This window comes from Shewanella glacialimarina (genome assembly GCF_020511155.1).
GTDB lineage: Bacteria > Pseudomonadota > Gammaproteobacteria > Enterobacterales > Shewanellaceae > Shewanella > Shewanella glacialimarina.
In genome coordinates this window covers 686516-704930 of record NZ_CP041216.1, presented here as the reverse complement: position 1 = coordinate 704930, position 18415 = coordinate 686516, and the positions used below count along the sequence as shown (strand labels likewise).

The 18415-nt window shown below is 43.5% G+C and carries 33 protein-coding genes; 12 read left to right on the top strand and 21 right to left on the bottom strand.

Annotation, left to right across the window (positions count from 1 at the left end):
- From FJ709_RS02935 to FJ709_RS02855, 17 genes are all read right to left on the bottom strand, one after another.
- A complete protein-coding gene (locus FJ709_RS02935) occupies window positions 1-204 on the bottom strand; it encodes a hypothetical protein (RefSeq protein WP_226413292.1) in 204 nt (67 codons plus the stop codon).
- Window positions 204-2186 carry a phage terminase large subunit family protein gene (locus tag FJ709_RS02930; protein ID WP_226413290.1) on the bottom strand — a complete coding sequence of 661 codons (1983 nt, stop codon included), beginning with the start codon at window positions 2184-2186 and terminating at the stop codon, window positions 204-206. Before FJ709_RS02930 ends, FJ709_RS02935 begins: the two co-directional genes overlap by 1 nt.
- Window positions 2161-2706, bottom strand: coding sequence for a terminase small subunit (locus FJ709_RS02925; protein ID WP_226413288.1), 546 nt, complete (start codon window positions 2704-2706; stop codon window positions 2161-2163). The genes FJ709_RS02930 and FJ709_RS02925 overlap by 26 nt, the downstream gene beginning before the upstream one ends.
- Before the next feature lie 3 nt (window positions 2707-2709).
- Window positions 2710-3036, bottom strand: a complete 327-nt coding sequence (locus FJ709_RS02920) for an HP1 family phage holin (protein WP_226413286.1) — start codon at window positions 3034-3036, stop codon at window positions 2710-2712.
- Window positions 3020-3253, bottom strand: a complete 234-nt coding sequence (lysC, locus tag FJ709_RS19650; RefSeq protein WP_404830002.1) for an Rz1-like lysis system protein LysC — start codon at window positions 3251-3253, stop codon at window positions 3020-3022. Before lysC ends, FJ709_RS02920 begins: the two co-directional genes overlap by 17 nt.
- Complete coding sequence (locus FJ709_RS02910; protein WP_226416072.1) at window positions 3147-3611, bottom strand: hypothetical protein; 465 nt, start codon at window positions 3609-3611, stop codon at window positions 3147-3149. Before FJ709_RS02910 ends, lysC begins: the two co-directional genes overlap by 107 nt.
- Before the next feature lie 29 nt (window positions 3612-3640).
- Complete coding sequence (locus FJ709_RS02905; protein ID WP_226413284.1) at window positions 3641-4162, bottom strand: glycoside hydrolase family protein; 522 nt, start codon at window positions 4160-4162, stop codon at window positions 3641-3643.
- A 170-nt stretch (window positions 4163-4332) separates the two neighbouring features.
- Complete coding sequence (locus FJ709_RS02900) at window positions 4333-4674, bottom strand: DUF4406 domain-containing protein (protein ID WP_226413282.1); 342 nt, start codon at window positions 4672-4674, stop codon at window positions 4333-4335.
- 637 nt (window positions 4675-5311) lie between these two features.
- On the bottom strand, window positions 5312-5977 hold the full coding sequence (orn, locus tag FJ709_RS02895) for an oligoribonuclease (RefSeq protein WP_226413280.1): 666 nt from the start codon (window positions 5975-5977) through the stop codon (window positions 5312-5314).
- Between the two features lie 61 nt (window positions 5978-6038).
- Window positions 6039-6749, bottom strand: coding sequence for a crAss001_48 related protein (locus tag FJ709_RS02890; protein WP_226413278.1), 711 nt, complete (start codon window positions 6747-6749; stop codon window positions 6039-6041).
- A 3-nt stretch (window positions 6750-6752) separates the two neighbouring features.
- Window positions 6753-7031, bottom strand: coding sequence for a hypothetical protein (locus FJ709_RS02885; RefSeq protein ID WP_226413276.1), 279 nt, complete (start codon window positions 7029-7031; stop codon window positions 6753-6755).
- Between the two features lie 3 nt (window positions 7032-7034).
- Complete coding sequence (locus tag FJ709_RS02880) at window positions 7035-7403, bottom strand: hypothetical protein (protein WP_226413274.1); 369 nt, start codon at window positions 7401-7403, stop codon at window positions 7035-7037.
- The gene (locus FJ709_RS02875) at window positions 7403-7621 is read right to left on the bottom strand and encodes a helix-turn-helix domain-containing protein (RefSeq protein WP_226413272.1); all 219 of its coding nucleotides are present in this window, start codon (window positions 7619-7621) and stop codon (window positions 7403-7405) included. Before FJ709_RS02875 ends, FJ709_RS02880 begins: the two co-directional genes overlap by 1 nt.
- Before the next feature lie 54 nt (window positions 7622-7675).
- Entirely contained in the window at window positions 7676-8932 is a 1257-nt protein-coding gene (locus FJ709_RS02870) for a tyrosine-type recombinase/integrase (protein WP_226413270.1), read from the bottom strand.
- A 2-nt stretch (window positions 8933-8934) separates the two neighbouring features.
- Window positions 8935-9165: a hypothetical protein gene (locus FJ709_RS02865; protein WP_226413268.1), complete on the bottom strand. Its 231-nt coding sequence runs from the start codon at window positions 9163-9165 to the stop codon at window positions 8935-8937.
- Window positions 9158-9820 (bottom strand): replication protein P, encoded by a 663-nt coding sequence (locus FJ709_RS02860; protein ID WP_226413266.1) that lies wholly within the window; start codon window positions 9818-9820, stop codon window positions 9158-9160. Before FJ709_RS02860 ends, FJ709_RS02865 begins: the two co-directional genes overlap by 8 nt.
- Window positions 9817-10554 (bottom strand): helix-turn-helix domain-containing protein, encoded by a 738-nt coding sequence (locus FJ709_RS02855; protein WP_226413264.1) that lies wholly within the window; start codon window positions 10552-10554, stop codon window positions 9817-9819. Before FJ709_RS02855 ends, FJ709_RS02860 begins: the two co-directional genes overlap by 4 nt.
- 165 nt (window positions 10555-10719) lie before the next feature.
- Between FJ709_RS02855 and FJ709_RS02850 the strand changes: the two genes are divergently transcribed.
- Window positions 10720-10998 carry a hypothetical protein gene (locus FJ709_RS02850; RefSeq protein ID WP_226413262.1) on the top strand — a complete coding sequence of 93 codons (279 nt, stop codon included), beginning with the start codon at window positions 10720-10722 and terminating at the stop codon, window positions 10996-10998.
- A gap of 143 nt (window positions 10999-11141) precedes the next feature.
- Here FJ709_RS02850 and FJ709_RS02845 read toward each other — a convergent pair whose 3' ends face one another.
- From FJ709_RS02845 to FJ709_RS02835, 3 genes are read right to left on the bottom strand one after another with little or no spacing between them, the layout of a single operon-like run.
- A complete protein-coding gene (locus tag FJ709_RS02845; RefSeq protein ID WP_226413260.1) occupies window positions 11142-11342 on the bottom strand; it encodes a hypothetical protein in 201 nt (66 codons plus the stop codon).
- Between the two features lie 2 nt (window positions 11343-11344).
- Window positions 11345-11938, bottom strand: a complete 594-nt coding sequence (locus tag FJ709_RS02840; RefSeq protein ID WP_226413258.1) for a hypothetical protein — start codon at window positions 11936-11938, stop codon at window positions 11345-11347.
- 37 nt (window positions 11939-11975) lie between these two features.
- On the bottom strand, window positions 11976-12182 hold the full coding sequence (locus FJ709_RS02835; protein WP_226413256.1) for a helix-turn-helix transcriptional regulator: 207 nt from the start codon (window positions 12180-12182) through the stop codon (window positions 11976-11978).
- Window positions 12183-12318: 136 nt separating this feature from the next.
- Here FJ709_RS02835 and FJ709_RS02830 point away from each other — a divergent pair, with 136 nt between their 5' ends.
- The gene (locus FJ709_RS02830) at window positions 12319-13047 is read left to right on the top strand and encodes an XRE family transcriptional regulator (protein WP_226413254.1); all 729 of its coding nucleotides are present in this window, start codon (window positions 12319-12321) and stop codon (window positions 13045-13047) included.
- Between the two features lie 79 nt (window positions 13048-13126).
- On the opposite strand, the gene FJ709_RS02825 is transcribed toward FJ709_RS02830, so the two are convergent.
- The gene (locus tag FJ709_RS02825) at window positions 13127-13963 is read right to left on the bottom strand and encodes a hypothetical protein (RefSeq protein ID WP_226413252.1); all 837 of its coding nucleotides are present in this window, start codon (window positions 13961-13963) and stop codon (window positions 13127-13129) included.
- 165 nt (window positions 13964-14128) lie between these two features.
- Between FJ709_RS02825 and FJ709_RS02820 the strand changes: the two genes are divergently transcribed.
- The 10 genes from FJ709_RS02820 to FJ709_RS02780 are packed head-to-tail and all read left to right on the top strand — an operon-like array spanning window position 14129 to window position 18373.
- Window positions 14129-14452, top strand: a complete 324-nt coding sequence (locus tag FJ709_RS02820) for a hypothetical protein (RefSeq protein WP_226413250.1) — start codon at window positions 14129-14131, stop codon at window positions 14450-14452.
- Complete coding sequence (locus tag FJ709_RS02815; protein ID WP_226413248.1) at window positions 14449-14616, top strand: hypothetical protein; 168 nt, start codon at window positions 14449-14451, stop codon at window positions 14614-14616. The genes FJ709_RS02820 and FJ709_RS02815 overlap by 4 nt, the downstream gene beginning before the upstream one ends.
- Complete coding sequence (locus FJ709_RS02810) at window positions 14613-14873, top strand: pyocin activator PrtN family protein (protein WP_226413246.1); 261 nt, start codon at window positions 14613-14615, stop codon at window positions 14871-14873. The genes FJ709_RS02815 and FJ709_RS02810 overlap by 4 nt, the downstream gene beginning before the upstream one ends.
- A 23-nt stretch (window positions 14874-14896) precedes the next feature.
- Window positions 14897-15337, top strand: coding sequence for a hypothetical protein (locus FJ709_RS02805; RefSeq protein WP_226413244.1), 441 nt, complete (start codon window positions 14897-14899; stop codon window positions 15335-15337).
- The gene (locus tag FJ709_RS02800; protein ID WP_226413242.1) at window positions 15334-15702 is read left to right on the top strand and encodes a hypothetical protein; all 369 of its coding nucleotides are present in this window, start codon (window positions 15334-15336) and stop codon (window positions 15700-15702) included. Before FJ709_RS02805 ends, FJ709_RS02800 begins: the two co-directional genes overlap by 4 nt.
- Window positions 15699-16277 carry an adhesin biosynthesis transcription regulatory family protein gene (locus tag FJ709_RS02795; RefSeq protein WP_226413240.1) on the top strand — a complete coding sequence of 193 codons (579 nt, stop codon included), beginning with the start codon at window positions 15699-15701 and terminating at the stop codon, window positions 16275-16277. The genes FJ709_RS02800 and FJ709_RS02795 overlap by 4 nt, the downstream gene beginning before the upstream one ends.
- Window positions 16274-16516 carry a hypothetical protein gene (locus FJ709_RS02790; protein WP_226413238.1) on the top strand — a complete coding sequence of 81 codons (243 nt, stop codon included), beginning with the start codon at window positions 16274-16276 and terminating at the stop codon, window positions 16514-16516. Before FJ709_RS02795 ends, FJ709_RS02790 begins: the two co-directional genes overlap by 4 nt.
- Window positions 16513-17943, top strand: a complete 1431-nt coding sequence (locus FJ709_RS02785) for a DNA cytosine methyltransferase (RefSeq protein WP_226413236.1) — start codon at window positions 16513-16515, stop codon at window positions 17941-17943. The genes FJ709_RS02790 and FJ709_RS02785 overlap by 4 nt, the downstream gene beginning before the upstream one ends.
- Window positions 17944-17951: 8 nt before the next feature.
- Window positions 17952-18077, top strand: coding sequence for a hypothetical protein (locus tag FJ709_RS19585; RefSeq protein ID WP_264177954.1), 126 nt, complete (start codon window positions 17952-17954; stop codon window positions 18075-18077).
- Window positions 18077-18373 carry a hypothetical protein gene (locus tag FJ709_RS02780; RefSeq protein ID WP_226413234.1) on the top strand — a complete coding sequence of 99 codons (297 nt, stop codon included), beginning with the start codon at window positions 18077-18079 and terminating at the stop codon, window positions 18371-18373. Before FJ709_RS19585 ends, FJ709_RS02780 begins: the two co-directional genes overlap by 1 nt.
- The last annotated feature ends 42 nt before the right edge of the window (window positions 18374-18415 follow it).

The window sequence follows — 18415 nt, the reverse complement described above, 5'->3', positions numbered from 1 at the left end:
CTAGTTAAATCGAGCCAGTGTGGTGCCCCGTGGGCGGGTAAACATGTTTAGGGTGCGTTGCCATTCAATGCGGCCCTTACGAATTTGCTCTAGGTCTTCACTGGTCATCAACTTGCCGTTAACGCTAACGGTTTTACCCGCCAACACCTCTTTTTCAGCGTCGATATACAGCGCGACCATCTCTGTCGCGGTTTGCTTTGACATTACAGCCAGCCTCCTGATTTAGCCGAACCACCATTTAACCAGTTATTAGCTGGGGCTTTTTTCGGTTTTTTGGGTTGTGGGGATTCATCGGTTGATGATGGATTGTCGTGTTTATTTGTTATCACTTTACTGAGCGATTCGAGATTGATGCCAAACCTATCAATGGCGATATACAGTGCAGCCATGGCATACACAAAACAGTCGAGCGCTTCGTTACGCCTGCCGCCTGCTTCCCAGCGATACACAATGCGACCATCACGGCGTGTCGGCAATTTTCGTTCAGAGGTTAACTGTTGCAGTTCGGTGTCATCACAAATGCTGTCGTTCAGTGGCAAATGAATGGCACCAGGTGTGCGGGTATCAACACTGGGTTGAGTGCGCATCATGGCCATGATCAACTCTTTGGCGTTGTCGGTACCCACTTCTGTTAGGTACACGCCTTTGTTGCTCCGCTTGCGGGGGAAATTAGCAATCGGCTTGCCGTACATGTTGGCGCCCCTAATAGGTACCACACGGAACAAACCGAGCTTTTTACTCATTGAGTAAACCGTATCGGAGTAGTGACCGCCAGAATCCCAACACGTTGTGCCAATGCTGAGCACTATGCCGTCGTTACGGGGGTAACTTTGGTTTAAGCGCAGGGCAACTTTATCAAGCAGCACTTGGTTTGCTGGATCACCGTACAAAATAAACCTATCGATTAGGGCACATTCTTTACCTGCGCCCCAGCCCCAAACACGGCCTTCGTATCGGTCGTCTTGGGTATCCACACCCGCGGTTAAGTACACTACCCAATCTGGCATGTTGCCGTTGGGGTACATTTCACGCCTGCGGCCTAAATCTTCCCATTCAATACGTTCGCCGTTGTCGTTGTCCCACGGTTGGCCAAGTTTGGTGTTAACAAAGGTTTGTAGCTTTTCTTTGTCGCCTTTGGCTTTGTAAAACTCGGTGACTAACTTGGCCCAGCTGTTAAGGGTGTTGTACGCCGACCAGATGTAAATAGAGATATTTTCAGGCGTTAAAAAGTCGTTGCCGTCTTTATCAAAAAACGAAATAAAGTCGGGGGTTGTCACGCCCGTTTTGTCGCATATCCATACTGCGCGGGGGTGTTCTTCCATATCATGCAGTTGATTGTTTTCAATGCAGCAACCGCAGTGTTCGCACACGTAATACGCTGTTTTTGGGTCATTGCCTTGCCACTTAATACCAAAGGGTTCGGTTTTTCCGCCCCACTTTAAATGCTGCAGTTCGTCGCAGTGTGGGCAGGGCAAGTTAAATCTAAATTGGTAGCCACTTTCACTACAGGCCTTTTCAATTTGGCAGGTACCGAGAATTTTGGGTGTAGATCCGCGAATCGATTTAGGAAACATCGACAGTTCAACACGGGTATCCCCTAACGATGTGGCATTACCTTCGTGTTCGATTGACTCGTCAAAACCTGCAAGTTCATCGTAAATTACGTCATCGGTTGAAATTTCACGGTAATTAGCAGCAGCGGTACCACCACGCACCATTAAGGTTTTACCGTTGGTGAACACCTTATCTTCTAAGGTGCTGTCTTTATGTTTGCGGCCAATCCAAGGTGCTAGCGCCTTCCAAATCGGCATGTCGCGTATTGCGGTTTCAACGTGCTTTTTCATAAACGTTTTGGCGGCACCGTCACGCGGCTGGTATATCAGCACGTTACGTTTTTTGTGTTCTATCTTGTAGCCAGCATTGGCCATTAACATTTTGGTGTAACCCACACGCGCTGACTTCATGATGTTCAGCGTGGTGATTTGGTCGTTACCCATGGCATTCAATATGCCGATTTGAAACGGTAGGCTTTCCCATTTACCTTCGGTGTAAGACGATTCCGACGACATATAAAAATGCGTGTCGGCGTATTCACTACAGGTTAAAACAGGTGGACGATAAAACGATTTAAGACCAGCAGATACAGCGGCTTTCAGATTGTTAATCTGTGCTGCTGATATACTCATCTAATAAATCCTCAATGACGTTGGCCAGTTCAGCGGCGGTGTTTTGGCTTTTAATCACTTCAGCGCGAATAGCGTCAATGGTGCGTTCTGGCATGTCGGGGAATTTACGTTTTACGCGTATGTGTATTTGGTCCAACACCGGAGATATTTGCGCTGCTATACGGCTAAGCACAAACGAGCAAAAAGCGACTTCAACCACTTCTTTGCGGTCTTTTTGGTTCTTCAACTCTTGGCCGTCGGCTTGCCCTTTGGTTAAGCGCCAACGCTCATAATCAATATTAGGTTTTTCGTCTTCATCATCTTGCGGTTTGCCCGATTTCCCGAGCAGGTGTTTTTTACGCTCATTAGCTACCCGATTACCCACCACATCGCTCATGGTGTATAAACACTCTCGACCACTTTTGCTGTGTATAGGCACGTCCCACTTGTCGAACGCTTGGGTACTAATACCCAAACTTTTGCACAGGTCGGTTTTATTCAGCAGCACTGGCTCGGCTTCGGGTGTTTGAATACGTGCCATTAGCTAGTCCTTGTGAATATCGTCTAACACATGGCTACAGCGCTCTTCTTCAATATTCTGTAACTGCTTAAGCAACAACTGCTGATTTAACTTGGCATTTTCTTCTAGTATTTTTGCTATCTTTTCATCACGTTCACTTTTGCGTGCTGCGCGTTCTCTTTTTCCGGCTTGATAAAACCAGTTAACAAATGCAGTAAAAATGGCACAGACCACACCCACTAAAACGCCAATATCCATATTGTTCACATAGCTGCCAAGTGCGGTGAAAAGTGAGGCAAGGTACGAGACAACCGACGTGACTTTTGCACTTAACTCAGTCGTTATGCTCATGCTGTAACCGCCATTGTTGTAGGCGCAGCATATTTGCATTACACATTGCTAGCGCATTAGTTTGAGTAAGTGAGTGTTTAAGTAAATCAATATTGGTACTGCCGACAAAATCAGGGTTGCTGCACAGCACTATCCAATCGGGCGGCGGCAACACATAAACCGTTTTGGTTTGGGTCACCACTTTTACAATCGGCTGGCTTGAGCAGCTGCAAAGCATCAGCAGGCAACAAAGCATTAGCCCAATCTTTTGTCGGTTCATCTGGTGAGTCCTTAATGAGATTGGCTTGAGTAATTCGGCTTTCATGTGTGGCTTGTAAATCGATAACTTGTTTTCGATGCGTAGCATTAAGTTCGGTCATCACGCGGTAATCACGCTCAAGCGTTTTGATGCGTTCTGCTTGGTTGTCGTTACTGCTTATCAACGCTTCAACACTGACTTGCGATAACATTAAGTCATGGCTTAAGGTTTTATTAGTGGCTTTAAGTGAGTTCATACCCAATGCGCTAATGCCCAGTAAAGCCGATAAAAGTAATACAACAATGAACAGCACTGTGGTTTTAAAATCGTTAAACATTACAAGTCCCTCAAACAATAACGCCTTGGCTATTGCGGTGATTCAAGTGAGTTTACGCATTGCCTGTGTCGGCTTTGCGCCCTAACCCAAACGCCATAACAACGTTTGTTACCAGGTGTTGAGCAGTCATAACCCGCAACTGTTCTGTATTGGGGAAGTAATAACGCATCACACGCCTTGCGGTATTCGCCATTTAACACATGCACCCGCATGGGTGACTTTAGCCAACGGCCAATGCCGTACTGGTAAACCCAGTCGATATATAAATCATATTCAGCTTGGTTAAGTTCAGCGCTTATTAAGCTTTGTCGAAATCGGTTTTCGTCTTTAGATATATGCACTTTGGCTATTTGCAGCGCATTAACTGGGGTAACTGAATCACCCAACTTAACGGGGCGTTCATCAATATGGTAAGTGGACCCAAAGCCCACGGTAGGCCGATCACCTTTTACTGGGATTGTCGCAGTAGGCACAAAACCTTCGGAAATAACCAAACCAATAAAGGCGGCGGCCGACAAGCTAAGCCCTGCAACTGTCATTCTGTTAGCCATAGTTACCCTTAAATAAAATTCTATTAATCGCTATTGATGCATTAACGGGGCGCGAACCCGAACTACGTCATGCCGTTATCACTTACATGAAAGCGCGGCTACTTTTCGCTGACTATGTTGCAAGGCGAACTGCTCAATGCGATTAAACGTGCGAGCATTCACGCTGGCGGTTAAAAGTGTTCTTCACCCACCAAACCAATTAATGCTATTTCATGATCAATGCCATCCTGGTAAACAATATGTAAGCCAAGCTTTTGCGCTAATGCATGCTCTGCCCGTGCTCCGTGTGATTGTTCCCAACCATCCAACAGATAAATCATGTCAGCACACATCAACATGGCTAAACCAATCTGCATGTATTCAGGTTCAGTTAAACCCGCAGGCAAAGTGGCAGGGTTTAGCACAATATGCGTTAACGACTTTTGCACTTGCGCGGCCAAGTTAAAGGCGTGCCGATTACAATCAGGCAAACCAGACATTGGCCCTGCGATATAAACCTTTGTACGGATCATGTGTTCACCAAATAGCGAGCAAAAAAAATGGGCTTCAATAAAGAAGCCCAATGGCGGAGATCTAACGAGAGAGTTTGCAAAGCCTGTTACGTAGCTGTATCAAGCATATCTAAATATACCCCTTTTTTAGGGTCGCAAACAGGCCATATGTGGCCTTTAGGTTTTTATGTATTCGTGATATGTGGCGCTAAATCTCTAGACAATTTAATAGAAAGTTATCGCTTAAGTGAGTTGCGTTTATAAAATAAGAATTTATAAAACACAGAAGTAACCATAAAAAGAATCACGGTAACTAAAAATTATTCTTCGAATAAAATGTAAAAGATCTAGACGATCAAAAGTTGTGGTTTAAGGTGATCAAAATACTTGCAGAAAACCAACGGTGTAAATACAAATAAAACAAAAACAAATTCATTAACTTAGCTACACATTACACTGCAGTTGAATTGATTCGATTAGTTAGTGCTGATAAAACAACAACACAACCCCCTAAAAAAGTCATATGTAGTGAAGCACTGCGCCTCTCTGCCCCCGCAGTGCACCGAGCCAGAAGGACCCATTTATTTTTTAACCCTAAATGATAATAGCTCGCATTTAGATAGGCTCAGGCCAACGTATTGATACATCACCACTTCACTCAAGGCATTAGACCTTTAATCAATGACTTAGCGAACACACGACACGCATCACTGAACCGTTCGTAAGCGCTTTGACTATCGCCACCTAACACTTGCTTATACACTCGCAACTCTTCGATTGATTCACGTATATCAGCCAACGCCTCATGCTTGTATAGCTTTGCTGATGTAGCCTTGCGCTCTAACTCTGGATTGAACGCCCGAGCTGCTAATGCAATAGCAGACACATCTAACTGACGATAGTGCATGTACTCGTGAAGTATTGGCATCTGACACATGATGTATGAACGGTCGAACATGATTGAATTACCAGCAAACACAACACCTTGCTTGCTCTTAAAGTCATACTTAGTCACACCACAGCCTTTAAGCCAATCAATCACCATTAGCTCTGCCTGCTCGAGTGATACGGTTGATGCACGAACGTCATCAATCAAGCCGCTTGCAGTGTGCGTATCCAATGCCCATTCATTGCATGTTGCGATCACCTCATCACTGTGATGAACAACCACACGTAACGGCTCACCTATTTGATTCAGGTCTTTATCTGTCAGGATAAATGCCAGCTCAAGGATTGGGTAATACTCCATACCCAACTCGCCATTATCTAAGCGGCCATTCAGGCCACCTGTTTCGATATCACCAAATATAAAATAAGGACTCATATCTCACCTCAACGATTCAATTAAAAGCCGCAGGCCTGCGGCTATGTTTTAGATACGAACGTTAACAAATGACAATATCGCCAACGTCATCAACTACTACACCAGTAACCTGTTGATGCCCTTTAGCCCACTGACCATTCAACTCAACATACACTCGACCAAACTCTTCACAGTCTTGAATTGACTGTCGTAATGATTCAACAGCTATATTCTTTGATTCACTTGGCTCAACTTCGCGATTAGCTGCTACAAGATTAATTCGGTCTTTTAGTATTGATGCATAACTAATCATTGAGACTAGTTGTCGCTTCATATTTGATTGCTCAGCCCATTCTAATGTGCCAAATATAGGGTTGTCTTTGATGAACTTATCAAGGGATTCAACCTTTTTATCTAGCTCTTTAGACTCGATACGCATTCTATCAAAGTGAGTTAGATCAACTTGGTAAGCAGCTACACTACTTGCCATGACGTTCAGTATTGAATCACGCATCTTAATATTATGCTCACGACCATACTCAGGTACTGGTACCGCCATGATGCACTCAGCAAGAACATTAAGGTGATTAGTAATGATTGTGTGTTTATCTTGAGTTAATGCATCAATATTCTCTTGCTGACTAATGACTTTATCCGCAAATCGATTTATCTGTTCTTGCTGTTTATTCATAATATCAACGGCCTCTGACTTCCTAATAACACGAACGCCAGTTAGCATTACGCCTTCAAGCTTAGCTAATTGCGGTTTATCAAACCAATACGTATTACTCATATCTCACTCCACTATTTCAATACTAACTAGCTCTTTAGCGCAGGCGTTCCAAAAAGAAGACTGAGCACTTGCATTGCAGCTACGACACTTTAAAACACCGCATTCAGTTACAATCTCAATGTCGGTACTTTCGCAAAACGGACAAGGTTTTAATTCACTCATATCTTTTGCTTGAGACCGTTTAGTCAGCTCTTCGGCTACTGCCTTTGAAATCGTTGTTTTGCCATTATCTACGTGACCTATAGAGCCTATATTTACGCCAGTTTTTAATACGTCACTCATATCTCACTCCACTATTTCAATTTCTGCGCGTCTTAACCAATACACATAAGACTTCTGACTATCAAACCCCATCAATGCCCACCGACCTTTGCAGATGTAGTGCGCTCTAATGGCCCGTATACATTGCGGTGTTAACCGCTCAATCATCTGGTCAAACTGCCTAACCTCACGCGGGGGCGTAACCTCACCAACACCTGTACTACCGTAAACAATCACCTCACCTAACTTGTCGCACTGGCTACGATTGGCAAAGCCCTTACCACGTTCTTGATGGGCCCAATAATTACCCCAACGCTTCAAACCATGACGTAATGCCTTCATGTTTAACGTCACTTGTTGATGCTCCAGCTGCTGCACATTAACCTTCACCATTACTGTTCACCTTCAATCGTCGCCCTAATCTCATCAATCCCTAGTCGAAACACCTGGTCGCAAATAGCCGAAACATCATCAAACGGCACTCTCACATCACCCAGTTCCCAACGTCGATAAGTCCGTTCACTTACCCCGTAAATCTCAGCAACCTCGGTCTGGGTTAGGCCGCGTAATTCTCTGCCTGTCCGTAAAAAATCAAACCCGCGTAATGCCATTTCGCCCCCAAAATACCTTAACTGCATATTCTACTAACAATGATGCAGTGATCATCACAGCCACCCACTGGCAGTCAGGGTTTGACCACTCCCAACTTCCACAGACGATCTAGGCAATATCTCGGGCGCAACAGAAAAAAATCCACGATAAATTAAATATTGATGATATTGGTCTAACGCTTGGCTCATGCCCTTATCCAGCGTTGACTTAACGTACTTACGCAACAACACAGGCAAAGTATGATTCAGTAAACGCTCACCAATCATCGTATCGACACCTAAGTCAGCAACAATGGTCCTAAACAAACGGCGTAAATCATGACTAGTGAAATGCTTAAACCTAATCTGAGTATGCCAATCATGAGCAGAACGAATAGAAATAGCGCCAACACTGCCAGGGAACAAATACGCCCTTTTGCCAACATGCTTCAACTGCCACTTGCGATAGTGCTGAATTAACGCCTTAGCCGACTCAGTCATAGGCACACGATGCTCCTGATTATTCTTGGCATTACTCGCAGGTATCACCCAATAATCACCCGCAAAATGTTCCCATCGCGCTAATCGAGTCTCGTTAATGCGAGTACCAAACATCATCATCAACACAAACAACATCTGCACCGGCATAACCACCTCACTTAAGCGAGTAAACAACTTAGCTAAATCAGACTCAAACAACCGAGTATCAACCACATCACCCACCTTAATTGAATATGTCACTCGATAACCGGCTAACGGATTAACGTTAATCAAACGCAGCTTTGACGCCGCAGCAAACACCGACTTAAGCTTATTCACCGCCTCGCGAATATACTTAGGCGAAAACCCCTCAACCAACATCGGCTTAACCAAAAAACCATCAACCGCAATAAAACTCACCTCAACCAACCGAACATCAGCCAACCTCGGTAACAACTGACACTTGATCATCGACTTAACATTACTGCGCCAACTTTTGCTAAAAGTCGTGTTATTAGCAATATGCTCCTGGTACCACTCAAGCAAACACCCAATAGAATCAAACTGGCCAGTTACCATGCCGCCAATATTTCGCTTAGCCAACATCACAGGTAAATCAGCACACAAGGTCTTAATACACATACTTGGCCAATTGCCCAACTTCTGCCAAACCGTCCTACCATTTTCATTCAACACCAAATGAACACTCGCCCGCGTTCGGCCTGTAGCACGTAAACGAATAGCCGGAAACTGAGGATCACGAAAATCACGACTCACACCATCACGTAACCAACGTTTTAACGCCGCATCGTTTAACTTACCCACCTCAACACCTTTCGCAGCCTTCACCATATCTAGGCAACCATCCTGTATTCCCAAGCTGCACACTTATCACGACGGCGCTTTTGCTTAACCGCACCAGGTAACTCACGCCATCTTGCACTCAATGCAGTCTCGCTATCATGCACACCAAACTGGTCAAAACATTGTTGCTGAATCTCATACAGCGTTAAAAAACGCCCTGCACTCAACACACGACACAAACGCTCTTTTTGGGTAAATGGTTTCTTAACTGGGTTATTCATCGTTAGCACTCCTTAAACCAAGTTGACGTCTAAACGTTGCAACAAAAGCCTTACCTTCAGCAGGTTCAATGCGGCGGGTAGCACGAGTCGGTAAAGCCTTAGGTAACTCAACATCAACCAATTCACCTTTGGCAAACTTACGACACAAAATTTCATACTGGCGTGTGAACATGGTTAGCACATCTTTCTCAATGCCCGTCGCAAACAACCAAGAGCCACATTCACGCACCGCCAACCTAACAACATCGTGGCTCCACTTGTGCTTCATCGGGCTGTGATAATGTTTTTTAGCCTCACGAAACGCCGAATCCAAATCAGGCAAACCAAAATCACAAGCCGTAGGCATACACCACAACGCAAACTGGCGCGGAGTCGGCCAAAACTGCCTATCACCCTGCTCACGACGTGCGCGATTCAAACCCATTTGCACTTGTTCTTTGCTTCTAACACCCTGCAAAGCCAACGTTTTTAACCACTCGGCCTTATGCACAGATTCATCCTCAACCTTAGGCGCACCAACAGGAAACAACACCCGAAGCTTATTAAACACACTGTCAACAATCGCCATATCCATAGCCGACGGTTGATTACTTACACGACCATTGCCAGGTAAACCAACTTGCACTGAATTAATCACTGACTGAATAGACTTCATATCAAAGGATCCTCAGGGTTAAAAACAGCGTGTGACCAATCAGCCTTAACCGCTTGCCTAGCAACCAAGCCAGCGTTAACCAACCAATCAAATTCAAAACCAATCCAGCAACGTGACACACACAACTCAAAAACCGCATCAACCGAACAACCCGCATCAACCGCTTTCACCAAATGCCGTGCCAGGCGATTAACCGTAGTTTGGGTCAATTTGGCTTTTTTCTGCCGACGAACGGCTAACCAGTCTTTAAAAACTTGATCACTTGGCAAAGCTGGCCATTTTGAAAAATCCAAAGCTAATTTTTTTGATGTGGTGACTAAATCTTTTAAAGATTCATTGACTGGTTCTAAAGAGTGACTGATTCCGGTGCTATCTGGTGACATAGGGGGCCTGCTATCTGGTGGCACCCCTCTGCTATCTGGTAGCATTTTATGGGTGCTATCTGGTAGCGTTGAGGGTGCTATATCGTGGCATATCGAAATTGTGTAAACATTCGTTGAACTACCTTTAGGGCCTTTTCGATGTTGAACTGAAACAAAACCCGCTTTTACGAGCTCGCCAATATGCTTTCTCACAGTGCTATGACCAATCTCACACTGGTCAGCAATGTATTGATAACTAGGCCAACACTCGCCTTGGTCATTAGCATTATCAGCTAATTTCAATAACACCAACTTGCGCAGCGGATTACCCACCTTCGCCTTCATGGCCTTAACCATTAATTCCATACTCATGGGCGCAATCCCCATAAAACCAACTCAGCTATTGCTAAATTGACGTAACACAAATGCTTGCGTAACATGTAATTGCCTCTCTTCGTAGGTATTAACCCCGTGCTCAGGTCGCCAAACTTAAGCGGGGTTTCTTATTTCCAAAAAACACATAGCAAAGGAGTTGCCATGACTAACGCCCACCGACCCAAAGAAAACTACGAACAAACCAAAAGGTTTTATACAGAGCTTGGCGCACAAGCCTATTCACTAGACGTATTTGGTGACGAGCTGGCCGAACGCGAAAAATATAAAGGAGTTCAAGGCATAGAAGCCGTACACCTTTATATCTGCTTAAAATTTTGTTGGCAGCCAAGCGATGTTCGAGCGATGGCCGAGCAAGATCTTCGATTCTTACTGACGCAAGAAATGCAAGGTTGGACTTTGCCAAAAGAAGCACGCGCGTAGACTCACAATCCGTAGCCTCGGCCTGTGACTTTAAACAGGCCGCTTTATACATTTTTATCCGAATATCACTTTGAACAGTCGAGTTTAAATCACTCAAATTCCTTCCAAGTAATGCAATGCTGTTATCACTTAACTGAGTCATATCATCCCCGCTTACGCATTAATATTTTGCGTTGTTCGCGTTCATAATCATCACGGCAATCAGCATCACAAAAACGCTCTGGTGATGGCTCATGGCAATAAAAGCAACTGCCCGTTAAAGGTGGCAAACTTACTTTAGGCTTAGCCAATTCAGCGGCTAAATGCAGTGCAGCCATATCATTAGCATCATCAACGTTATCCATAACTAACCAACCGACTTAAGTGATTTGTTCGACAAATAAGGGTAACTACGCTCAAAAACATCCATAGCCGCCTGCGTAGTACCACGCGACTCACGTAATTCACGGTAAGCTTGCTCAACCTCATAGCGTGTAGGCTCCACACCCAAACGAATTACCGCTATTTGTGCCTCACAATTTTCCTTTGTTAACGTAGCAGCCAAATCATTAGTGCTTAACGACAATCCATCACTCACGTGATCAACCACTACCGTCACACCCACCATGTTATAAACATCGTTTAAATAACTAATGCGTAAATCAACCGGCATAGCCGCCAATAACGCCTGTTCAACAAAAAATAACCGCTCAGGTACCGCGTTTTGGTCAGCGTATTGCCCAAGCCAGCGGAAAATCTTTTGCGCATTCACCCGGGCATCGTTGTAAATATCATCCGAGTGGGTAAACGTAATCCCCTCTTTAGCCAATACCGTTACCAGCTTTAAATCATCAACCGCCTGTGCAACAGCAGCAGCCATTACCGAACGGCTCACTTTTGGTAACTCAAGCCAAGTATTAATGGCTTTCATCAACAACTCTAAACGTGATTTCTGTTTCATGCTTTTCTCCCAAAAATTTTATATTGTTGATTAATGGCTACTGTGGGTTAGGGAAAACATCACAAAATTTGCATTTAACTTTGTGAAAATTTAAAACATTAACTATTTTCCAACCTGTTTCTAAATCAACGTTTCTTTGCCCTAACTCATAATTACCAACTGCGCCTTGCGATACACCAATGCATTCCCCAAGGGCTTTTTGTGTCAGCTTTGCCGCTTTTCTATATCTAGCTATTTGATTCATGATATTCCTCGGAAAAAACAACCACCCAATTAAACACGAATCGTGTTTAATTGTAAACACAAATTGAAAAATTAATAATCACAATTTGTGGTAAAATTGATTATCAGTTATGGCTTTATTGTAATAGGTTGAAAAAATGAGTCTTAACCAACGTGTTGGGCAACACATTAAGCACTTAAGAATGAAGGCTGGAATAAAAAGCCAAGCTATGCTTGCTGAGCTTTGTGGTTGGAAGTCACAATCAAGAGTTGGCAATTACGAAGCGGGAAGTAGGACTGTGAGTCCATCTGATGCAGAAATTTTAGCTAAAGTTTTAGGAGTTGATCCGGCTGAAATTATATTTGGTTACCCTCAAAGTAATAAGCGCAGCGATATATCTGAAGATGAAGCAGTTTTAAACATTTCAGGTTTTGAATTTTGGGATAGCGACACCCCTCTTAGTGATGATGAAGTAGAGATACCGTTTTATATGGAAGTAGAATTAGCGGCAGGACATGGAATTTCTGATGTTAGAGAGTATCGCGGTCCTAAATTACGTTTTGCAAAGTCAACACTTAGGAAATCAAGTGTTGAATCAACTCGCGCAGCATGCGTTAGAGTAAACGGTAACAGTATGGAACCGGTATTACCCAATGGATCAACAGTTGGGGTAGATACATCACAAACTAACGTAATAGATGGAAAAATGTACGCTATTAATCATGACGGTATGATGCGAATTAAAACACTATACAAATTACCAGGTGGCGGATTGCGTCTGCGCAGTTTTAATACCGACGAATGGCCAGACGAACGCTACGAAGGCGATGACCTTAAACAGATTAAGATCATCGGTAAAGTGTTTTGGTATTCAGTTTTGTTGTAAGTATTTCATTAAACCTCATCTATATAATTTGATTTTTAGTGTTTGCATCTGGGTTTTTAATATAAAAAATTTAGAAAAATCAAAAGTCTTCAATACTTCCATCAGTAAATACTACCTTCTTAAGGAGTATCTTCACTTTTATATCTTTAAGTAAAGTTCTATGTAAACTTTTATCTGAATCAATAAAAGGGTTGTACTCCATTTCACCATTCCACGAAATGGTATCACCAGCTATTATCCCATCTTTAAAAGCTAAATTTAAATTTTTAACTTTGTTATCAAGAATATCAGTAAAAACAACTAAGCCGTTGAAAGCGCGAATGTCTTTTTTATAAGGATTTTTTATATACAGAGTAAATGTGATTTTATCATCGTAATCTGAATCACTATTAAGCTCATATCCTTTATTCGTAATTTCAACAGGTAAATTATCTTGTAGTTTACTTTTTTTGCTAGGCTCCAGATCATGCGCCAAGGGCTTTCCTTTACTCTCTCCACCTAAGATTTGACCTACATTTTGAAAAGTATCTTGGATTGCCGCTCTAACCTCATATCTAAAATATTCTCGGCCTGAAAAAAAACCGATAATAAACACCACCAAAATAATCAACCCACCTTTTGCGGTTAAAAAATCCCTAAACATAACCTTGAATTTACCAAGGTAATCACTGACTAAAATAGCGAGCTTACTTGGCTTAGTATCATGACTAGGTTTAGTCGTGTGGTTTTCAGTTGGTGATACAGCTTCTTCTGTTGCTTGTCGCTCTGCAATGACATCAGATAGTTCATTCATCTTACTTATGTTTTTTTCATACTTTTCATAAACAATTTCACAAGCAGGGCATCGCCATTCAGGTGTTTCAGGGTGTGAGTTTTCTTTGCGTACGTACTGACATGATGGGCAAACAACATCCATATAAGTCTCCAAAAAATAATCCTTTAGCTTCAAACCTATTTATACCACCTCACCCATGCAAAATCATTAGAACAATAAACCAAAACAAATAAACACAAATTGTGTTGACAATTTAAACACGATTTGTGATTATTGGGCCGTAGCCAATTAACCGAGGACGGCAAAATGATACTGACTAACACACCTAACACAGACAAAGAACGCGTTGAACACTTCATCCTTGTCAGCATTCGTTTTGCCTGTTTACTCACCACCAAACAAGACCCAATGGAATGCGAACGAGTACAACAGCGCATCGCCAAACTTGAACGTCAATTAATGACCTGCAACCCAAGCCAGCTTTTCAGTAAGCAGTTTGAAAACCAAGCCGGTGAACTGGGTAACGAGTTAGCCCTGCGATACAACTACAACACAGGTCGCATTACCTTATGGCGTAACACGCCACTTCACCAAACCGGCAAAGTATTTCAGTTAAGAGCAAGCATATGAGCGCTGCAACTGAATATTGCGACCGTGAAATAGCCAAGTGCAAAGACATGATCCGCACTTGGCCTCACGAAGCACCATGCCTAAAGCGCTTAATCAAAGGCTGGCAACGCACCAAAGTGCAGCTACAACGCCGCAACAATCAAGATGTAAAGGACAAAGCATGAACACAGCATTTTTACTCATGGCCCAGTTCAACAAAGCGGTGATCCCCATCACAGACATCTGTGACGAGTATTTTGGGCTGTCAGCAGCAACCGCCAAAAACTACGCAAAAGCAGGCAAGTTGCCCGTACCCGCGTTTAAAACCGGAAGTAGCAACAAAGCCATTTGGATGGTCAACGTAACAGACCTGGCAGAGCACCTAGACAACCTACGTGACCAAGCTAAAAAAGACCACATTCACAGCCCAAAAGCGGCTTAATTATACTATCGAAGAGAGTAGCGATGATGAAAAGACCGACGTTAAACCATGCAATGAAAGTGACAGCAGCTAAAAGATTGGGCGAACAAATCAGTAATGTTACAACCGAAGAAATAGCAGCTTGTCTTTATGAAGACATGGATGGCTTCGCAATCGCCAAGCTGTTGGAGAACGTTTGGGAATGCAGATTAGACTTTAAAGATACAGAAGTGCTAAACCAAATGAGCCTTTATGCCTCATATGCTTTACGTGAAGCAGAAAAGCAGTGGGTAATAGATTTCGATATTAAACCACCTCACCCAGTCGGCACCATGACCACCATAGGCGTTATTGATGGAATATGCCAATACAGCCCTGCATGTTACCTAATCAAACCTTACTGCCAAAATGACGAGATTTTCGAAAATCAGCGATGGTTAGTGAAGTTTGAGGATGCTGTACCTAGCGGGATAGTCGCAGCATGAGCCAACTCACCCAAAAGCAAATCAAAGCCCGTGCTTACTATCAAGAAAACCGTGAACGCATCCTAGCCGATAAACGCAGCAAGCATGAGTCAAAACGCAAAAAGCCTGCTGTATTAAAAGTCACTCGCTCAAAACCAGTAGCGCAACAACCAACAGTGACCAAAGCAGATATTGAATGGGATGGCCAAGCCAAAGTCCGCAATGGGTTCAATTCCGTCATCAACGAAGACAGCGAATATAGAAACCGCAAAGCAATCAACAAAGCCATTAGTGCACAAGGCAAAATAAACACAACTGCACGCCGCAAGGCCGAAGATATCAAGCTAGCTGATGAACTGGGTATTAACGTAGAGGATTTTGTATGAAATACCTAATCCAAGGCGGCGAAAGTGCCGAACGCCTGCAGCTGCTGCTTCGATTCACCAAAATTGAATCACCCGCCATTATTTCGGCATTAACAGACCATTTTGTCGTGGGCCATCAAGATACTGTTGCAGCAATCAAAAACGACGTGAAGAAAAGTAACTTATCACGAGCCATAAATACCCTTGAAGAAGTGGCGCGCAACGCAGAAATGCTCAAAGAGCATGATTGGGTAAAATTTGGCTATCAGTTCAAACCAAGCAAGGTGGCACAAATGAAATCGAAAGCAGCTTTTAATCATCTTTTAGGTCACTACCGCGCCCAAAAAGTGGGATTGCCAATAAAAATGCATAGTGATGACAAAATTGGAATCGCCATAAAACTTGGCGCACTTGATTGCCTTTATTGGCAAGCGCTTGGGAATGGGCTAACAAACTTAGCTAAAGGAATTGGTCGCACGATTATTCATTCTTACAAGTATCACCAAATCAGACTACCTGGTCACCCTATCACGGGCTACCAAGTTAACGGTTACCCAAAAATGGACTTAACAGTGTTATTAGGCGGTGCTGCATGAATAAAGTAACCAAAACATTCAGCACTAAACAAGGCGTGGTGACGCTATCAGCACCGTTTTTTACTCTTATGCATGACCATCAGCAGATTGAAGTGACATACAAACCAAACAACTACAACGGCTGGGGAATGTGTAAAACGTTCAACGTGATTGAAGTTAGTGATTTCACCCAAGCCGATGCAGAGCTATTTGCCAGCACCGCCGATTCAAAACTACGACTACAAGGGTATGCAGCATGAGTGGATTAATCGTTGATAACTTCGCTGGAGGTGGTGGAGCGAGTACAGGCATTGCATGGGCAATTGGTCGCAGTGTTGACATTGCAATCAATCATGACCCAGATGCTATTGCCATGCATGCCGTCAACCACCCAGACACATTGCATTATTGCGAGTCTGTATTTGATATTGACCCAGTGCAAGCCACTGCAGGTAAGCCGGTTGATTTAGCGTGGTTCTCACCAGACTGTAAGCACTTTTCAAAAGCCAAAGGCAGCAAGCCGGTTAATAAAGAAATACGGGGTCTTGCATGGGTAACTATTCGCTGGGCAATGAAAGTGCGACCAAAAGTCATCATGTTAGAAAACGTTGAAGAATTTAAAACATGGGGACCATTAATTGAATGCCAAAATACTGGTGACATGCGACCAAATCCTGAACTTAAAGGTGAAACGTTCGAAGCATTTGTAAACATGTTAAGCACGGGTATTGATGCTGATCACCCTGCACTCAATGAATGCGTTGACACCCTTGGGCTTGTTAATTCCGCCAAACTAATTAAAGGCCTTGGCTATAAAGTTGAATGGCGTGAAATGCGTGCATGTGATTTTGGTTCGCCAACCATTCGCAAACGCTTCTTTATGATTGCACGTTGCGATAATCAACCAATCGTATGGCCACAACCAACACACGGCGCACCAAATAGTGAAGCGGTAAAACTAGGTACATTAAAACCTTGGCGAACGGCAGCAGAATGCATTGATTGGTCAATACCCTGTAAATCAATATTTGGCCGCAAACGCCCATTAGCCGAAAACACAATGAAGCGAATAGCCAAAGGTATTCAAAAGTTTGTTATTGACTCAGCTAATCCGTTTACTGCACCGGCACAAGTAACGATTACGCCATTCGTCACTGAATGCGCTAACGCCAGTGCCCAACGCAACATGCCTGCAGATGAACCATTAAGAACTATTTGCGCAGAAGTTAAAGGCGGTCACTTTGCACTGGTAACAAGTCACATGGTCAAAATGCGCGGCACTAACATCGGTTTTGAAATGACTGAACCTGCTCACACCATCACCGCAGGCGGTTTACACCTAGGCGAAGTGCGAGCGTTCTTTATCAAATACTACGGTAACGAGCAAGACGGCGTTGCGTGTGACGAACCGCTGCACACCATCACCACTAATGACCGCTTTGGATTAGTGACCATCAAAGGTGAGCCTTACCAAATTGTTGATATTGGCTTACGTATGCTGGAACCACACGAGCTGTTTGCCTGTCAGGGCTTTAATTCAGATTACATCATTAGCGATTACAACGGTAAATCAACCAAGAAACAGCAAGTCGCACGGGTGGGTAATAGCGTACCACCACAACTTTCAGAGGCTTTGGTAAAAGCAAACCTGCCAGAACAATGCACTCAATTAGCTAAAGTCGCATAAGGGGTTATATGAAAAAGTCAGACGTTATCAAAGAAGCATTAAAACAATGGTATGCCCTGCCACGTGATCAAGTCGGTTCATGCCAACAGTTCATGAAAACGCTAGCTGAAAATCTAGCTAAGGAAGGCAAGTAATGAGTGCAGCAATGGCATTAATACTCAGCGACCTAATTGAAGACTACTACATAAATGAACACATGAGTGGTGTTCAGGTTGCAGCAAAACTCGGTTTAAGCCAATACCAGGTAAAAAAATATCTGCGTGAAAACGGCTTAGCGAGAAGCAGAAAAGAGGCTACATCGAAAGCAGCGCATACATTAAGACAAAAAGCGGCAAACACCGCCCTGAGCCGTTACGACATTCAGGAAAACCATGAATCTCGACCTTACAAAAATGCATTAAACATCATTCATAAAAATTACAAAGTTTAACTGTTTCTAATGACTTCCCGCCGCATACTGACTTTCAAACTT

What these genes read in the sequence shown, in the direction of transcription:
- FJ709_RS02935 (WP_226413292.1), bottom strand. Translation starts at nt 204, where the DNA reads ATGTCAAAGCAAACCGCGACAGAGATGGTCGCGCTGTATATCGACGCT.
- FJ709_RS02930 (WP_226413290.1), bottom strand. Translation starts at nt 2,186, where the DNA reads ATGAGTATATCAGCAGCACAGATTAACAATCTGAAAGCCGCTGTATCT.
- FJ709_RS02925 (WP_226413288.1), bottom strand. Translation starts at nt 2,706, where the DNA reads ATGGCACGTATTCAAACACCCGAAGCCGAGCCAGTGCTGCTGAATAAA.
- FJ709_RS02920 (WP_226413286.1), bottom strand. Translation starts at nt 3,036, where the DNA reads ATGAGCATAACGACTGAGTTAAGTGCAAAAGTCACGTCGGTTGTCTCG.
- lysC (WP_404830002.1), bottom strand. Translation starts at nt 3,253, where the DNA reads ATGCTTTGCAGCTGCTCAAGCCAGCCGATTGTAAAAGTGGTGACCCAA.
- FJ709_RS02910 (WP_226416072.1), bottom strand. Translation starts at nt 3,611, where the DNA reads ATGTTTAACGATTTTAAAACCACAGTGCTGTTCATTGTTGTATTACTT.
- FJ709_RS02905 (WP_226413284.1), bottom strand. Translation starts at nt 4,162, where the DNA reads ATGGCTAACAGAATGACAGTTGCAGGGCTTAGCTTGTCGGCCGCCGCC.
- FJ709_RS02900 (WP_226413282.1), bottom strand. Translation starts at nt 4,674, where the DNA reads ATGATCCGTACAAAGGTTTATATCGCAGGGCCAATGTCTGGTTTGCCT.
- orn (WP_226413280.1), bottom strand. Translation starts at nt 5,977, where the DNA reads ATGAGTCCTTATTTTATATTTGGTGATATCGAAACAGGTGGCCTGAAT.
- FJ709_RS02890 (WP_226413278.1), bottom strand. Translation starts at nt 6,749, where the DNA reads ATGAGTAATACGTATTGGTTTGATAAACCGCAATTAGCTAAGCTTGAA.
- FJ709_RS02885 (WP_226413276.1), bottom strand. Translation starts at nt 7,031, where the DNA reads ATGAGTGACGTATTAAAAACTGGCGTAAATATAGGCTCTATAGGTCAC.
- FJ709_RS02880 (WP_226413274.1), bottom strand. Translation starts at nt 7,403, where the DNA reads ATGGTGAAGGTTAATGTGCAGCAGCTGGAGCATCAACAAGTGACGTTA.
- FJ709_RS02875 (WP_226413272.1), bottom strand. Translation starts at nt 7,621, where the DNA reads ATGGCATTACGCGGGTTTGATTTTTTACGGACAGGCAGAGAATTACGC.
- FJ709_RS02870 (WP_226413270.1), bottom strand. Translation starts at nt 8,932, where the DNA reads ATGGTGAAGGCTGCGAAAGGTGTTGAGGTGGGTAAGTTAAACGATGCG.
- FJ709_RS02865 (WP_226413268.1), bottom strand. Translation starts at nt 9,165, where the DNA reads ATGAATAACCCAGTTAAGAAACCATTTACCCAAAAAGAGCGTTTGTGT.
- FJ709_RS02860 (WP_226413266.1), bottom strand. Translation starts at nt 9,820, where the DNA reads ATGAAGTCTATTCAGTCAGTGATTAATTCAGTGCAAGTTGGTTTACCT.
- FJ709_RS02855 (WP_226413264.1), bottom strand. Translation starts at nt 10,554, where the DNA reads ATGAGTATGGAATTAATGGTTAAGGCCATGAAGGCGAAGGTGGGTAAT.
- FJ709_RS02850 (WP_226413262.1), top strand. Translation starts at nt 10,720, where the DNA reads ATGACTAACGCCCACCGACCCAAAGAAAACTACGAACAAACCAAAAGG.
- FJ709_RS02845 (WP_226413260.1), bottom strand. Translation starts at nt 11,342, where the DNA reads ATGGATAACGTTGATGATGCTAATGATATGGCTGCACTGCATTTAGCC.
- FJ709_RS02840 (WP_226413258.1), bottom strand. Translation starts at nt 11,938, where the DNA reads ATGAAACAGAAATCACGTTTAGAGTTGTTGATGAAAGCCATTAATACT.
- FJ709_RS02835 (WP_226413256.1), bottom strand. Translation starts at nt 12,182, where the DNA reads ATGAATCAAATAGCTAGATATAGAAAAGCGGCAAAGCTGACACAAAAA.
- FJ709_RS02830 (WP_226413254.1), top strand. Translation starts at nt 12,319, where the DNA reads ATGAGTCTTAACCAACGTGTTGGGCAACACATTAAGCACTTAAGAATG.
- FJ709_RS02825 (WP_226413252.1), bottom strand. Translation starts at nt 13,963, where the DNA reads ATGGATGTTGTTTGCCCATCATGTCAGTACGTACGCAAAGAAAACTCA.
- FJ709_RS02820 (WP_226413250.1), top strand. Translation starts at nt 14,129, where the DNA reads ATGATACTGACTAACACACCTAACACAGACAAAGAACGCGTTGAACAC.
- FJ709_RS02815 (WP_226413248.1), top strand. Translation starts at nt 14,449, where the DNA reads ATGAGCGCTGCAACTGAATATTGCGACCGTGAAATAGCCAAGTGCAAA.
- FJ709_RS02810 (WP_226413246.1), top strand. Translation starts at nt 14,613, where the DNA reads ATGAACACAGCATTTTTACTCATGGCCCAGTTCAACAAAGCGGTGATC.
- FJ709_RS02805 (WP_226413244.1), top strand. Translation starts at nt 14,897, where the DNA reads ATGATGAAAAGACCGACGTTAAACCATGCAATGAAAGTGACAGCAGCT.
- FJ709_RS02800 (WP_226413242.1), top strand. Translation starts at nt 15,334, where the DNA reads ATGAGCCAACTCACCCAAAAGCAAATCAAAGCCCGTGCTTACTATCAA.
- FJ709_RS02795 (WP_226413240.1), top strand. Translation starts at nt 15,699, where the DNA reads ATGAAATACCTAATCCAAGGCGGCGAAAGTGCCGAACGCCTGCAGCTG.
- FJ709_RS02790 (WP_226413238.1), top strand. Translation starts at nt 16,274, where the DNA reads ATGAATAAAGTAACCAAAACATTCAGCACTAAACAAGGCGTGGTGACG.
- FJ709_RS02785 (WP_226413236.1), top strand. Translation starts at nt 16,513, where the DNA reads ATGAGTGGATTAATCGTTGATAACTTCGCTGGAGGTGGTGGAGCGAGT.
- FJ709_RS19585 (WP_264177954.1), top strand. Translation starts at nt 17,952, where the DNA reads ATGAAAAAGTCAGACGTTATCAAAGAAGCATTAAAACAATGGTATGCC.
- FJ709_RS02780 (WP_226413234.1), top strand. Translation starts at nt 18,077, where the DNA reads ATGAGTGCAGCAATGGCATTAATACTCAGCGACCTAATTGAAGACTAC.